12 protein-coding genes are annotated in these 13,661 nt (G+C 35.5%); 5 read left to right on the forward strand and 7 right to left on the reverse strand.

Annotated elements, in window-relative coordinates; translation table 11 throughout:
- Window positions 1-92: 92 nt before the first annotated feature.
- Window positions 93-314, reverse strand: coding sequence for a small, acid-soluble spore protein tlp (locus GD002_RS02500; RefSeq protein ID WP_153730751.1), 222 nt, complete (start codon window positions 312-314; stop codon window positions 93-95).
- A gap of 230 nt (window positions 315-544) precedes the next feature.
- Between GD002_RS02500 and GD002_RS02505 the strand changes: the two genes are divergently transcribed.
- Window positions 545-1,429 (forward strand): fructose bisphosphate aldolase, encoded by an 885-nt coding sequence (locus GD002_RS02505; RefSeq protein WP_153730752.1) that lies wholly within the window; start codon window positions 545-547, stop codon window positions 1,427-1,429.
- Between the two features lie 82 nt (window positions 1,430-1,511).
- Here GD002_RS02505 and GD002_RS02510 read toward each other — a convergent pair whose 3' ends face one another.
- Complete coding sequence (locus GD002_RS02510; RefSeq protein ID WP_153730753.1) at window positions 1,512-3,596, reverse strand: methyl-accepting chemotaxis protein; 2,085 nt, start codon at window positions 3,594-3,596, stop codon at window positions 1,512-1,514.
- Between the two features lie 687 nt (window positions 3,597-4,283).
- On the opposite strand from GD002_RS02510, the gene GD002_RS02515 reads away from it, so the two are divergent.
- Both GD002_RS02515 and GD002_RS02520 read left to right on the forward strand, forming a co-directional pair.
- Window positions 4,284-4,715, forward strand: coding sequence for a MerR family transcriptional regulator (locus tag GD002_RS02515; RefSeq protein WP_153730754.1), 432 nt, complete (start codon window positions 4,284-4,286; stop codon window positions 4,713-4,715).
- The gene (locus tag GD002_RS02520) at window positions 4,712-5,062 is read left to right on the forward strand and encodes a DUF4260 family protein (protein ID WP_153730755.1); all 351 of its coding nucleotides are present in this window, start codon (window positions 4,712-4,714) and stop codon (window positions 5,060-5,062) included. The genes GD002_RS02515 and GD002_RS02520 overlap by 4 nt, the downstream gene beginning before the upstream one ends.
- Window positions 5,063-5,317: 255 nt before the next feature.
- Here GD002_RS02520 and GD002_RS02525 read toward each other — a convergent pair whose 3' ends face one another.
- Window positions 5,318-6,319, reverse strand: a complete 1,002-nt coding sequence (locus GD002_RS02525) for an Rpn family recombination-promoting nuclease/putative transposase (RefSeq protein ID WP_153730756.1) — start codon at window positions 6,317-6,319, stop codon at window positions 5,318-5,320.
- Between the two features lie 778 nt (window positions 6,320-7,097).
- On the opposite strand from GD002_RS02525, the gene GD002_RS02530 reads away from it, so the two are divergent.
- Window positions 7,098-7,853 carry a class I SAM-dependent methyltransferase gene (locus tag GD002_RS02530; RefSeq protein ID WP_153730757.1) on the forward strand — a complete coding sequence of 252 codons (756 nt, stop codon included), beginning with the start codon at window positions 7,098-7,100 and terminating at the stop codon, window positions 7,851-7,853.
- 49 nt (window positions 7,854-7,902) lie between these two features.
- On the opposite strand, the gene GD002_RS02535 is transcribed toward GD002_RS02530, so the two are convergent.
- On the reverse strand, window positions 7,903-8,433 hold the full coding sequence (locus GD002_RS02535; protein WP_153730758.1) for a DUF6609 family protein: 531 nt from the start codon (window positions 8,431-8,433) through the stop codon (window positions 7,903-7,905).
- Window positions 8,434-8,804: 371 nt separating this feature from the next.
- On the opposite strand from GD002_RS02535, the gene GD002_RS02540 reads away from it, so the two are divergent.
- The gene (locus GD002_RS02540; protein ID WP_153730759.1) at window positions 8,805-9,638 is read left to right on the forward strand and encodes a hypothetical protein; all 834 of its coding nucleotides are present in this window, start codon (window positions 8,805-8,807) and stop codon (window positions 9,636-9,638) included.
- A 100-nt stretch (window positions 9,639-9,738) separates the two neighbouring features.
- On the opposite strand, the gene GD002_RS02545 is transcribed toward GD002_RS02540, so the two are convergent.
- From GD002_RS02545 to GD002_RS02555, 3 genes are all read right to left on the reverse strand, one after another.
- Window positions 9,739-10,482, reverse strand: a complete 744-nt coding sequence (locus GD002_RS02545) for a MurR/RpiR family transcriptional regulator (protein ID WP_153730760.1) — start codon at window positions 10,480-10,482, stop codon at window positions 9,739-9,741.
- A gap of 267 nt (window positions 10,483-10,749) precedes the next feature.
- The gene (locus GD002_RS02550; RefSeq protein ID WP_153730761.1) at window positions 10,750-12,066 is read right to left on the reverse strand and encodes an MFS transporter; all 1,317 of its coding nucleotides are present in this window, start codon (window positions 12,064-12,066) and stop codon (window positions 10,750-10,752) included.
- A 16-nt stretch (window positions 12,067-12,082) separates the two neighbouring features.
- A complete protein-coding gene (locus GD002_RS02555; RefSeq protein ID WP_153730943.1) occupies window positions 12,083-13,519 on the reverse strand; it encodes an FGGY-family carbohydrate kinase in 1,437 nt (478 codons plus the stop codon).
- Window positions 13,520-13,661: the final 142 nt, after the last annotated feature.

The following is a 13,661-nucleotide window of genomic DNA, read 5'->3' on the forward strand; positions in this document are numbered from 1 at the left end:
AATCCAACGCAAAATGATTATTTTGCGTTGGCTTTATTCAACTTAATAAGCAGGAAAGTTTAACTATTTAAAGTACAGTTCAGGGCACATGTTTAAATATATCCATTAATTCGAGATTTATCTTCTTCCTGTATCTCGCTTTTTAAATCTTCAATGCTGTCTGCTCTCCGCTCATTCTTCTCTTTGATCTTAGCAAGCTCCTTACCTTCTGCAAATTTCATCGCTTCCTCGGCGGCTTCCATATTGCTAATCGTTTTGTTTAGCCTTTCTTTATTATCAGCTGTATCATTCGGTTTCGGGTAATTTTTCGCCATCATATGCCCTCCTTATTTTTCGTTCTTCATAGAATAGCGTTCCCGAATTTCTGCAAATTATTTAAGCTGATTTCTTCATTTCCTCATTTTTATATCTGAAATATTTTACAGATTTTTACCATGACCTATTTTTTATAATATGCGTCACTCATACGTTGTTTAATATCCATGGAAAGCAGATTCATGTTAAACTGACGGAAGAAAGCAAATACTTGCGAGGAGTGAATAAAATGAATGAAAAACAATTCGACAAAGTGAAAAATGGCAAAGGTTTTATTGCTGCACTTGACCAAAGTGGCGGAAGTACACCAAAAGCCTTGGCAGCCTACGGTATACTAGAAGATACATACGCAAATGAGGATGAAATGTTTACGTTAGTTCACGACATGCGAACACGTATCATTACCTCCCCCGCTTTTGATGCAAAGCATATCCTGGGAGCAATTCTTTTTGAACAAACAATGGATCGAGAAATTGAAGGCTTGTACACGGCAGATTACTTAGCAGAAAAGAAAGGGATCGTCCCTTTCCTAAAGATTGATAAAGGGCTGGCTGAAGAAGCAAATGGAGTTCAATTAATGAAACCTATTACCGATTTGGATAAGCTCTTACAACGTGCTAATGAACGAAACATTTTTGGAACCAAAATGCGTTCTGTCATAAAAGAGGCGAATGAAAAAGGCATCCGAGACGTAGTTGATCAACAATTTGAAGTTGGCAAACAAATTATAGCAGCAGGCCTTATTCCGATTATTGAGCCTGAAGTCGATATTAACAGCGCTGATAAAAAAGCTTGTGAAGAGTTGTTAAAACATGAAATCCAAAAGCACCTGGATCAGTTACAAGACAATGAAAACGTCATGCTGAAGTTAACGATTCCAACAGAAGCCAACTTATACAAGGAACTTATCGATCACCCACGCGTGGTACGAGTTGTGGCATTGTCAGGAGGATATTCAAAGGATGACGCAAATGAAAAGCTCAAAGAAAACGAAGGACTGATCGCAAGTTTCTCACGTGCTCTGAGCCAGGAATTGAATGCAAACCAGACGGATGATGAATTTAACAATGCGCTTGAAAAAGCCGTGAAATCAATTTATGAGGCTTCCATATAAATAAAATAGGCCTGTACTAGAAACAAATTTGTTTCTAGCACAGGCTTTTTACATGTTCACTATTCCGTTTCTCTTCTTTAATTTACACAGTGAATTTCCCAATTTCATTTTTCAAGTCTTCCGCTATATCAGATAAGTGCTTAGCCGCTGAAGATACTTCTTCAACTGTGGCAGTCTGCTCTTCCGTAGTTGCTGCAATTTCGCCTGAGTGGTTTGTCAAGTTTTCATACAATGCAGAGATTTGCTGAATGGAGAGTAGCAAATTGTCCATGACTTTTTCCACTTCATTTGATATCGTTGTCGCTTCGGTCGTCTGTTCAGACACGGACTGAACTGCAAGTAAAATGCTCCTAAACGCTTCGCCTGCTTCATTGACTAAACCAGAACCATTTGTCACAGCTTCATACCCATCTGTCATGCTGTCTACCGTTTTTGAGATATCATGTTTGATTTCACTAATAAGTTGGCGTATATGGTTTGCCGCATTGCTCGATTCCTCGGCTAGTTTTCGAACTTCATTAGCAACTACTGCAAATCCTTTGCCTGCTTCTCCAGCACGTGCGGATTCAATCGCTGCATTCAATGCCAGCAGATTTGTCTGTTCCGCAATGGATGTGATGAAAGTCGAGAAGTTTTCAATCTTCGATGATTTTTCATGTAGCTCCATGACGGTTTCTTTTGATTGTCTCGTATAGCTGTCGATCTGTTCCATATTCTTTTCAGTATCCTTCACCCTGGCATTTCCTATTGTCGAAATGGTTACTGTATGTTGTACGTGTTCATTTACCTTACTAATGTTCTTGGATAATCCATTTACTGCTTCCATTATGGTTTGAATATCTATAACGGCTTTCTGTACAGTCTGTGTTTGGTTTTCAGTTTCATAAGCCATTTCTTGAACGGAATTGGAAATTTGGACAGAAGCGATATTCGTCTCGTCTGCACTCGCAGTGAATTCACTCGACATGGCAAGTAATTGATCAGAAGAGTCGATGACTTTTTCAAAAGCGCCTCGTACTGAAATAAGCATCCCTTCATACTGTTCAGCTAAAACACCAAAGTCATCTTTTCGGTGCAATAAGTTGGCTATTTGCTCATTTTCCATGAAGTTCAATTGTGCTGTTTGTTCTATGACTTCACTGAACTGATGAATGGGTCGAGATACTCGACGTCCAATCACAATGGATAATAAGACAGCAACGATGACAGAAACGAACACTATTATAATGGCCGTCATGTTATTTGTATTCAATCTTTCATTAAAATAATTTTCATCATAAGTTAAAACAAGCAAGCGAGATTCTCGATATTTATTTTCTTCACTGGCATCTACATCGATTTGAGGAATAAATTTATAAACTATCCCAGATTCGCTAGCTGTGTTCTTGTTAATGATTACTTTATTGTCAGCAATCGCCTTTATCCCCGCTTCCATTAATGACTCAGGTAGAAGGGAAGCATCTCCATTTTCATCATTTTTGTTCATAGCATAAGCAGGTTTTCCATCCACATTAATTGTATAAATACCGATATCTTGTATATATGTATGTTTCTCTTTCAAATCAGAAGTTACCTCTTCTAAGTTCAACGATTGAATTAAATCAGCAAACTGATCAGCTGTTGCCGCAATCTGAATCATATATTTTTTATCTCGAGTCGCTGTATAACTGAACTTATTCGTCTCTTTAGTCGCTTCGCTGATTTCAATACGGTCAGTAAAAAACGCACCTGAATCCATTCGTTGTTGCAAAATCTCTTTCAAGCCAAATTCTTTCAAATCGAGGCCTAAATCAGCTTCCCTTGTAGCATATTCGATAACGAATTGGTCGTTAATTATAAAAATATCAAAACCGTCAAAACGCTTTTTGAATTGTTGTAAATCCCACGATGCTATATCTGGATTCTTTTGATATTCTTCTTGGAGATTTTTCGTAAATGCTTCCATTTTTCCCGCAAGTGATTGCTCGATAATTGAATAAGCTACATCTGAACCTTCAATAACACTTAATAGATTATCCTCTATTAACTCTTCCGTTTGCTCTTTTTCATTTTCAAGATTCTCTTGATTTCTAAAATAGTTAATTAAAATAATCGAGAGGACCAAGATAGATATTGAAATAACTAAGGTCAAAATTAAATTTCTTTGAAATATACCCATCTTCTTCATAGTTCTTTACTCCTCTTCTTTTTTCTTTCACATTTTCACACAAAGGTATTATCGGTTTCATTATCTAAATGTTTACTCACTACTTTAGATCCGTTTCGTGGAAGATTCTTATGGTTGACGTACACTTAGATATACAACACGGAAATTAAACCTTACTTAGAAGATTATGAATGCGCTTTACACACTTGTCGCTGTGTTTCTCCTTCTCTCTAGCAACGAACTTCACGTATTTATCTTTCTTATTGCAGGTCAGACGTTCGGTCTCACCTTTGCAATAAAGTCATCTAGCACATTGGATCTGAATCAAATGATCTCACACGGAACTTCCATTAACAGATATAGCGAATGAAAAATGAAAGAAAAGGACGGGCTCATTGCTAGATTCTCTCATGCAGCAGCCAAGATTTGAGTGCAAACCAGACCGATGATCAATTTAACAATGCGCTTGGAAAAGCTATGAAATCTATTTATGAGGCGACTATTTAATTGAAGATACATCTAATCTCTTCCTAATTATTGAAGATATTCTATATCCCTTCTACCCGTTTATTATTCTTAAAAACTATCACTATCTAGTTAACAAAGCTACTAACTAGATACTTGTGCGAGTAGCTCTAGACATAACTTTTTTATATTGACCTTAGAGTAAACTCCAATGTTATAGTTTGGATATGGGAGGGATGTGTAATGAAAATTAAAGAATTTGCACAAAAATTCGGGATGACGCCAGATGGTATTCGGTATTATGAAAAAAAAGGTTTACTTTCACCCACCAAGAGTGAAAACGGTTATCGACAATACAACGAACAACATGAGCAAGTACTACAATTTATAGTTGTTCTTAAACAATTAGGGTTCAAATTGGATGAAATTTCTCTATTACTCCACATGCAAGAGCAACCCATTTCAACAGAATGCAATCAAATGACCACCTCTTTTATTGAGCAAAAGATTGATGAGGTTACGTTACAAATGGAGTTTTATAGTAAAGCACAGCAAATACTTCTTCACGTTTTACAACTCATGAACGAGAACAGATACTCTGAAAATAAAGAAGTAATTGAGCGATTGATTAGTACTATGTATAGCACATCCTGTACCGGCAGCGATTCATTATGACAATTCGACGTATGATACGTATTGAAAACGCTCTGTTCTTTGGCTTCACCTTTTTTGTCTATCACCAATTTGGCTTTTCACTTTTACAATTCTTTCTTTTATTATTAGCACCGGACCTATCTATTATCGGCTATTTAAGGAGCAAGCAATTTGGTGCGCTTATCTACAATATCGGTCACACGTTCATACTGCCTGTCTTACTTCTCTTGTTAAGCTTATATATGAAGTGGGACGTACTCTTTTCACTTTCATTAATTTGGTGTGCGCATATTTTTATGGATCGGTCAGTTGGCTATGGGTTGAAATATCCAACTAGTTTTAAATCTACGCATAGCCAAAGATATTAAACTGCACTGAATTGGAATAGAGGATTTATAGTGCTGCTACAGGTACGCTTTTACTTCAAATTAACATATTCAAATAACAAACCAAAAACCCTTTCACTCCACATTGGAATGAAAGGGCTTTAATACGAGTCATTCAATTTCCCTATCGTGTAACGAGAAAGTATCAACACTGATTATCAATTATCAGTCTTTTACTTCTTTGTGAATAAAGCTTATTGTTGCACATACCGACATCATTCCATACCTTCATATAGGTTAGAAACCTAATCCCTCATTAAGCTCTTGCACACGTTCGATCGGCAATCCCGTTATTTCAACAACTGTTTCAACATCCATATTACGCATCAACATTTTGCACGCAGTTTGTTCTATTCCTTTCTCTATTCCTTTCTCTATTCCTTTCTCTATTCCTTTCTCTATTCCTTTCTCTATTCCTTTTTCTAAACCACGCTCTTCTGCAACTTCTTCCCTCCACTTTGCTTCATTAATTGCTGCTTCCTGATCTAGAACTTGCTTCAACCGAACTTCATACGCGAGCCGTCCATTCGAATCTAAGCTGAGTTCATTCCAGCTCGTAAATGCGTCTTGCAAATGTTTGTCATTCACCGCAATCGCCTCCAGTTCTTTATAAATGTCCTCATAGATATGCTGCTTTCGCTGATCGACGATCCCAAGCAAGAGTAACCAGCGAGCCAATACATCACTCCAAGGATTTAACTTTTCTTTTTTCCAATGTTCCAGTAACTTAGGTATCTCTATGAAATGTAATTCCAATACATCATCTATACGAAACTTTTCCTTATCTTCATATAAATGAAATGTCGTGTGGTAAGCATCGGTCTCTGCTATCAAATCAAAGTTTAAAATATTTACCACAATAGTAGGGTTTAACCTATGATACGCCATTCCTTTTTGGTTTTGATCACCAAATAATCTTGCCCAATAATAAATACTGCGTTTGATCATATCAAATTGATTCGTGAATTGGATTTCAATATTGATTTGATGTTGATCTTGCGTGGTAACCAGAATATCCAGACGTGATTGCTTATCGTTCTCATGTTCCCCGCCGATTTCTACATTATTAAACATCACTTCTTTAATCGTATCTCGTCCGTTTCTTTTAAGAATCGCGTTCAGAAAAACAATAGTAATTTCTTTGTTTTTCTCGCCTCCAAATAACTGTTTAAACGCAAAATCAATTTTCAGGTCCATCAATTCCGATAAATTTATCCGTTTCATCGCTCGCTTATTCATACATTTCCCTCGCGCTTCTTATAGTATAGTATATCATTTTCCCAATGATTTTTCTAACTACTCTGTTATTGAGTGTCTTGATATTAAGCATAAATGCGGAGGAAAGAACAGTCAAAATGAGAAAATTGATTTGTGAGCGTATGGCAAATGCGTAGGTACGGATTTGTTGATTTTGTAAATCTATTTTTGATGTAGAATTGGGGGATGAAAATGAATTTTCCATGTTTTTTTGAGATGTGACATAAAATTAAGATCATTCTCTTACCTTTGGAACAGGTTAAGGATTCGTGTCTGATTGATTTATCTAATTAGTGTATAGGCTGTGTGATGAACTTGTTTGCTATCATTTTTTTAAAGTTGCTCCTGATAATTAATAATTCTTTTGACTTATTTCATCATAATTGGAGATAAACTTGATTCATTTTCTACCATCTATTCAAGGCAAGCAATGACAACAGCTGTTACTGCGATGATTGCTTTATACACTAATAGAAAAAAGTAACCTCTCTCTGCTACTCTGGCATAAGTAGATAAGGTGTTCACACTTTTGAGTTAAACATTCTTTACTTCTGACCAACCGCAATTTATGCGAATGTCACCAAATTAATCTGAAAAAAATTCATCAATTGAAATCGATCAATGTTATGGAGTGATGCTCATAGCAAAAGGTCCTCCTATAACATGAATTTATACTGTGAGTCTATTACAATGTAAATAATTTAGCAGATTGAACTTAACATGTTATTCTTAATATAAAAAATTTCAGGAGATGTAACAAATGATGAATTGGAATGCAGAGCTTTATGATAAAAAGCACAAGTTTGTTTCAAATTTTGGTGAAGATCTTGTTTCTTTGTTACATCCGCAACGGGGAGAACATATTTTAGATGTTGGTTGCGGTACAGGCGATTTAGCTTACGAAATTTCAAAAAGTGGTGCGACAGTTACAGGCATTGATGCTGCACAGTCAATGATTGAAGCCGCACAAGAAAAATATCCACATATGCACTTCAGCGTACAAGATGGCGAGAGTTTTTCTTTTGAGCCTCAGTTTCATGCCGTGTTTTCAAACGCTGCAATTCACTGGATGAAAAATCAGCAGAAGGTGGTTCAAAATTGCTTCGATGCTCTACTTCCAACTGGCCGTTTCGTCGCGGAATTAGGCGGAGCAAATAATATTCAATCTATAGTAGAAGCCATGAAGACAACATCAGATCGGCTATCCATTCTATATGATGAAACGTTATTTCCATGGGTATTTCCTACAAAAGATGAAATGTCGAAGCATCTTGAGAATGCTGGTTTTACTATGATTACAATCAAGCATTATGAACGGCCCACTCCTCTGGTTGGAGAAGAGGGTCTTCGTAATTGGCTTGAAATGTTTAGCAACCATATGTTCAACCATCTTACAAATGATGAAAAAGAAGCACTCTATAGTGAATGTGAACGCATTTTACGCCCTCAACTTTATAAAGAAAATGGTTGGGTTGCTGATTATTGGCGCATTCGTTTCATTGCACAAAAACCTTAATACAAATCCTCTAAAAAAAGTCGCCTGTGTGTATACATAGGTGACTTAGTTAGTAATTCAACCGGCGTCTCATTAATAGCATGCTGCCCCCAATACTAATTTTTATCATTCCATCAATCGCTGCGAACAATAGAAAGGGTACGCTAGTTAAAAGTATGCCAATTAGAGAGTTTCCTATTGTTAATATTCCTAACAATAGCATTAGTTTCCCTTGAGAAAAATAAAATCCAAAAAAATGTAGTCCAATTACGATAAATATACCTAACCACAGTAATCGTAAGTCATCGAAGCCGATAACCAAACCAACTAAAGTACATAAAATGATAGTAAATAGAATCGAGTAATTATCCATCCGATCTTGGAACTTAGAATTTTTCCCATACGCTAGTTTTTTATTTACATAAGGCAAACCAAATATCAGGAAGTAACCAATAAAATAACCAGCCCCCATAAGAAAGGGCTGTATGAATAAGTCGCCACTAGTAACTGCTGAGAGAATAATAATAACTCCAATATAAATCAGCCATACCCCTACCGTTCGTTGCGTATTATATTCTTTTCTACTTTTTTCTACCTCCATTCACCTTCATCTCCTCTTGTTCGATTTTTCTTATATTACGATCCCTAACAGGTAGTTGTAGGTACCAATCAAAATGGTATCTAACTAGCTAATCCGATAACGACTATACTATTGGTATTTCAAAGAAAAGGATATTAGTTCACGGAATTTAGTTCTTTCTCTCATATCCGCTGAAAGCTTATCCATTAATTTTTATCCTTAAAAAGGATATCTAAAGGAACTAATGGAAAAATCACTGTATCACCTATGTTATAATCCATAAATAATGTCTTCGCCCTTCCTAACTAGTTAAATATCTCAAAAATAGATGCGCTAAACGAAACGTATTTCTATTCTATCTATAACAAACGTGCTTTAGGAGGCTATGTGATATGGAATTTCATGAATTACTATATAAAAAATACAATGGATTAGACCTTCCAGAAGACTATGTTCACTGGGCAGAAGAAATGCTTTACTTCAATACGGATGAAATGAAAAAATTAGCGAGCATGCGACCACCTTATTATGTTTTTGAAATCGAGGAGATGTTTGAAAAGGCAGTCCGTTCATTAGGGTGGAAATTTCCTACAATAAAAGAATGTGCAATTTCCCATATAAACAGGTTGCATCAGCGACTTCTTTTTGCTGGCGATGATGTGTTTGCAATGGTAAAAGAAATTTATAATTGTACGATTCAATACCAGTTAGAAGAAAAGCAGCTGCAATGGTATGAGCCAAGTGAATGGATCGATCAGTTACACTATGATCAAGCGTTTAATTTATCAAAAGAAGCAGTACGAGAAAAAATCGTTCGTCATGCACGGAAACTTTGGCATGCAGAAAAAAGCGAGTATACTTTCTCTACATTAATTGGTCGGCGTGTACTGAATGTTGCTGTGAAAACCGATGATCGATTTATTGTACAGTTCGAAAACGGCAGTTTAATGATAGAATGTGCTTGGAGAATTCGCAATACAGAAACGATTTTGTTTGGCGATTCTGATTTACAATCGAATGCAGTGAAATGGCACGAAATTCAAGATTTATTGATCAAGAGAACGATTCAGGATGTACAACTTTGGCACAACTGCCCTTTTCTCATGGTGCAATTAGATGATGTATTTTTAGACGTATTTCATAGTAGTTCGCTTTTTGAAGGTTGGTCCATAACCGATGATGAGGATCATTATTTGTTCTCCGATCACGGTGGACATGTATTTTGAAACGAGAAAATAACACCTAAAAAGAGCACACTCGCTACTAGCGAATGTGCTCTTTTTTAAAGTGAAAGAATAAGACTGGAATAATTGCGCGGTTACACTCTTAGGGTTCATGATATTTTCCATCTATCTGTTCATCGATATTATTCTTCAACTTGGCTATTATTTCTTCTATAAAGATGAAAAATACAGTTCTAGTTTTTTCAAATGCTAATAACTCATCACTTTGAGTAAACTGAGTTAAGAAAAAAACATAGTCCGCTACAGAATCTTTTGTATTAGTATGTTCTTCTAAAATCAACATAGCTTCTGCATCCCTTTTTTTCATCTCATTAAACAAGTTTTCAAATGATGAAAATGTTCCAGTTACAGATAACACAATAAGTAATGTTTCTTTATCTGCCAGCCGTATAGCATAGTCTTCATGTTGTGTAACAAAAACGTTCTTATCCGTTACAGTAGAGAGTTTGTAAGAAAAATATTCACCACAAATATAGGATGGTCCCAAGCCGAAGATGATAATCTTATTAAACCGATCAAAAACTGACACAAATTCATCTACAATCTTAGTATCATAATTTTTTAAAAAATTTATCAAACGATCAATTTCACTAGACTTTTCTTTAATTTTAACCTCTTCTTGTTGACCACTAAAATATAACTTATATTGCTTAAAACTTTCAAATCCTAATTTACGAACAAGTTTAGAAATTTTGGAAGGTGAAGCATCACACATTTCAGCTGACTCAATTATTTTAAGTTTGTCATTTTCAGAAACTGCCTCTGATAATATACGATGTATTTTCTTTTCTAAATCAGTCAAATGATTTGTATGTAATTTTAACATTTAATATCTCCCATTCCTTTATACATATTATACCTATTTGTGAAATATTTAATCAGTTTAAATTATCCCCTTTAGTTAAGAATACCTTATTTTCGATAATCATTAAATTAAATTTCTTTTTAAAAAGTAGGATGAGAAACTTAAATCTATTCTTGATTTCATTATACTTTTTGAAAAAATACCGTATCGTTTTTCAACTCATTAATAAGAAAGACAATCAGTATTGGTTTTCGAAACCCATTCTGATTGTCTCCTATGAACTATTCTTTAAACTTCTTGAGAACTGGATTCATCAACTTTAGAAAACGCGCGATTTTTCTTGACAGTTTTACTGAACATCACTGTGAATAAAATCGCTAGAATACCTGCAATTGCACTGAATATAAAGTATGCATTATATCCACCGGAATCGCCATACGTCGTCATCAAACCACTCACTATTAAAGGCAGCATAATGTCGGGTAAATAACCAATAAATGATACTAACCCAATAGATAATCCTAGAACTTCATCTTCAATATCACAATCTCCTAAAAGTGACCAATATAGTCCACGTATGGAGTATATCGATAATCCTATTAAGATTACTAAAATATTAAAATAAATATGCGGTAATCCGGCTGGCAATAATGCTATGACAAATAATACAATAACTGCAATTAGTAACGACAGGATTAAAATTAGGCTTTTATTAAACTTGTCACCTAAATATCCCCCTAATACTCCACCGATAGGTCGCATCCACAGCATCATTACAGTGATCGTTCCCACTGTCGAAGCCGTCACTCCTATATTTGTTTGTAAAAAACCACCTACATAATAAACTGTCCATGCAACAATATAGGACATGAAAATAATCCCACCAAGTAACAATACAGATTTATTAGTAAGTACCTTTTTGAAAGAATATAAATTAACTGCCGATGCCTTTTTCAATTTATCAGCAGTGTGAACATCTTTTGTTTCTTTTAATGTTGGGTCATCAACCTGTACAAAAATCATGATTAATATGGAAACTACGATTAAGACACCTGAATACATATAAATGACAGAAACTAATGCATCAGTCTTATCCGCTAATGCACTGCTCTTACCTAGCACTAAAGAAAATATATATACGGCAACACTGGCTAAAATGGCTTCAATAACACCCTTGCCTCCATCAAGTATACCAAAAAATCGTCCTTCTTCTTCCTTCTTCGAAATTAACTTTACTAACTTTAAATGGGCAGACCAAAATGTTAGTACAGAAAAAATCCCCCATATAACAAATATCACAATGACGTAAGGATAACTTGGAACTTGGGCAAACCAAATCCCTGCTAATCCTACAGCAAGAAGTGATATGGATAGTAATTTCTTTGCAGAAAACCTATCAGCCATCCATCCGCTGGGAAAATATCCAACAACATAGGCAATTCCCAACACAGATAAGATAATATTTAAATCAGCTAAGCTAATTCCATACACTTCCAATATGGTCTCTTGGTAATTCGTTCTCAAATAGATGAGTGGAAATATAGCTCCGCCTGCTAATACGATAAGCGCAAATTGAAAATACCTCTTAAGATTATTAGAATCCACAACCATCACTCTTTTCTTATTGGAATATAGGATACGTAAGTTTTAGTATTTCGTCCGTATGCATTCTGACTTGCTTCACTACAGTATTATTAACTTTGGTATAAAATTCACAATTATTCACATCTGGTTTAAAGATGGTGTCAGTTTGAACCATGTGATTTATAGCATCTGGAAAGTCACGGTAAATTTGTAGATTAACACAAACGCTTATAGCAGCTCCTAAACTTGCGCTACTACTAGCCCTCCGTCTAATCACGCGTAAACCAAATACATCTGATATGATACTCATCAGTACATCACTTTTTGATCCCCCACCAGTTACAATAACTTCTGATATTTCGGAGTTAGTTTCATCAAGCATATTATCTGTATTGTTTTTTATATTAAATGCGATTGCCTCTAATATAGATCGGTATATATGATACTTTGTATGCCTCTGGTCAAAGCCCATCATGATACCTTTACGGTAAGGTATAGAAGGACTTGCTAACCAATCCAAAATTGTAATCAGTCCTTCGCTACCTATAGGAACTTCTTCAGCCTTCCTATTTAAAAATTCTTCCTCTGAGATTCCTAAACTTGAAGCGTTCGAAACTAATTCTTCCCCAATTAGTTTCTTATACCAACTAACTGTCCACATACCACGTCTAATGCCATTCGATTCGTACGCGTATTTAAATGGTATTGATGAAAGAGTAGGAAAAAAATTGGTGGCGTTTTCAAAATCATCTTCCTTTAATAGCATAGAAGATATAAACGTACCAAGAGATATTAAGAGGGTTTTATCATCTTTAATTCCAGCACCAAGCAATTCAACAGCTTTGTCATTTGAGGTGGCCACTACCGGTATAAATTCATTCATACCAAATTTCCGCGCAAGATCACTTCTTAGAAAACCTAATGTTTTGCCTGGTTTTACAAGATTAAAAAGCATTTCTCTTTTCAAGCCATCTGCCGCTATTACACTATCATCTGCCGACCAATCTAACGTTTCACGATCTAACGGCCAATACACTTCATAATTCCCAGCTGTATCATTAAACTCTCCCGTCAATTTAAAACCTAAATAACCAGATGTTGTTGTTACATAACTCACTCGGTCATCCTCATGCTGATATGGTTTAGATAACCTCATATCCATCCAACTTAACACTGGGTATGCTAGCGAACCATCGTCTTTCAGTAATACTCGACAACTCCGGATTGTGCATAGTCCAATTCCTTCTATTGCTCCTCGATTCCCTGTAAAATTATTCAAACAATTTTCTATAGCAGTATCGACACTTACCCATAAATCATCATCTGGATGAACAACGACGCCAGGTTCAGGAGTCAATGGTTCTCTCAATGCACATGAACCAATCGCTACCTCATTACCTTCGATATCAAATAGCACCACTTTTGTACTTTGTGAACCATTATCAATTCCCATAATATATCTTTCATTCTTCATCAAAATCATGCCTTTCTTTTCATTATAGAATTAAAAACCCCCTTGACTGAATGCGAATTTTCCACAATACTTTCCAGCCAAGGAGACTTTTTTTGTAGCAACAATATTAGAAGTAGATACTGATTATCTTCTTTAAAGAGAA

It is taken from the genome of Sporosarcina obsidiansis (assembly GCF_009651005.1).
Taxonomy (GTDB): Bacteria; Bacillota; Bacilli; order Bacillales_A; family Planococcaceae; genus Sporosarcina; species Sporosarcina obsidiansis.

Bases quoted from the DNA above. Each gene is read 5' to 3' on its own strand.
- GD002_RS02500 (WP_153730751.1), bottom strand. From the start codon at position 314: ATGGCGAAAAATTACCCGAAACCGAATGATACAGCTGATAATAAAGAA.
- GD002_RS02505 (WP_153730752.1), top strand. From the start codon at position 545: ATGAATGAAAAACAATTCGACAAAGTGAAAAATGGCAAAGGTTTTATT.
- GD002_RS02510 (WP_153730753.1), bottom strand. From the start codon at position 3,596: ATGAAGAAGATGGGTATATTTCAAAGAAATTTAATTTTGACCTTAGTT.
- GD002_RS02515 (WP_153730754.1), top strand. From the start codon at position 4,284: ATGAAAATTAAAGAATTTGCACAAAAATTCGGGATGACGCCAGATGGT.
- GD002_RS02520 (WP_153730755.1), top strand. From the start codon at position 4,712: ATGACAATTCGACGTATGATACGTATTGAAAACGCTCTGTTCTTTGGC.
- GD002_RS02525 (WP_153730756.1), bottom strand. From the start codon at position 6,319: ATGAATAAGCGAGCGATGAAACGGATAAATTTATCGGAATTGATGGAC.
- GD002_RS02530 (WP_153730757.1), top strand. From the start codon at position 7,098: ATGATGAATTGGAATGCAGAGCTTTATGATAAAAAGCACAAGTTTGTT.
- GD002_RS02535 (WP_153730758.1), bottom strand. From the start codon at position 8,433: ATGGAGGTAGAAAAAAGTAGAAAAGAATATAATACGCAACGAACGGTA.
- GD002_RS02540 (WP_153730759.1), top strand. From the start codon at position 8,805: ATGGAATTTCATGAATTACTATATAAAAAATACAATGGATTAGACCTT.
- GD002_RS02545 (WP_153730760.1), bottom strand. From the start codon at position 10,482: ATGTTAAAATTACATACAAATCATTTGACTGATTTAGAAAAGAAAATA.
- GD002_RS02555 (WP_153730943.1), bottom strand. From the start codon at position 13,519: ATGAAGAATGAAAGATATATTATGGGAATTGATAATGGTTCACAAAGT.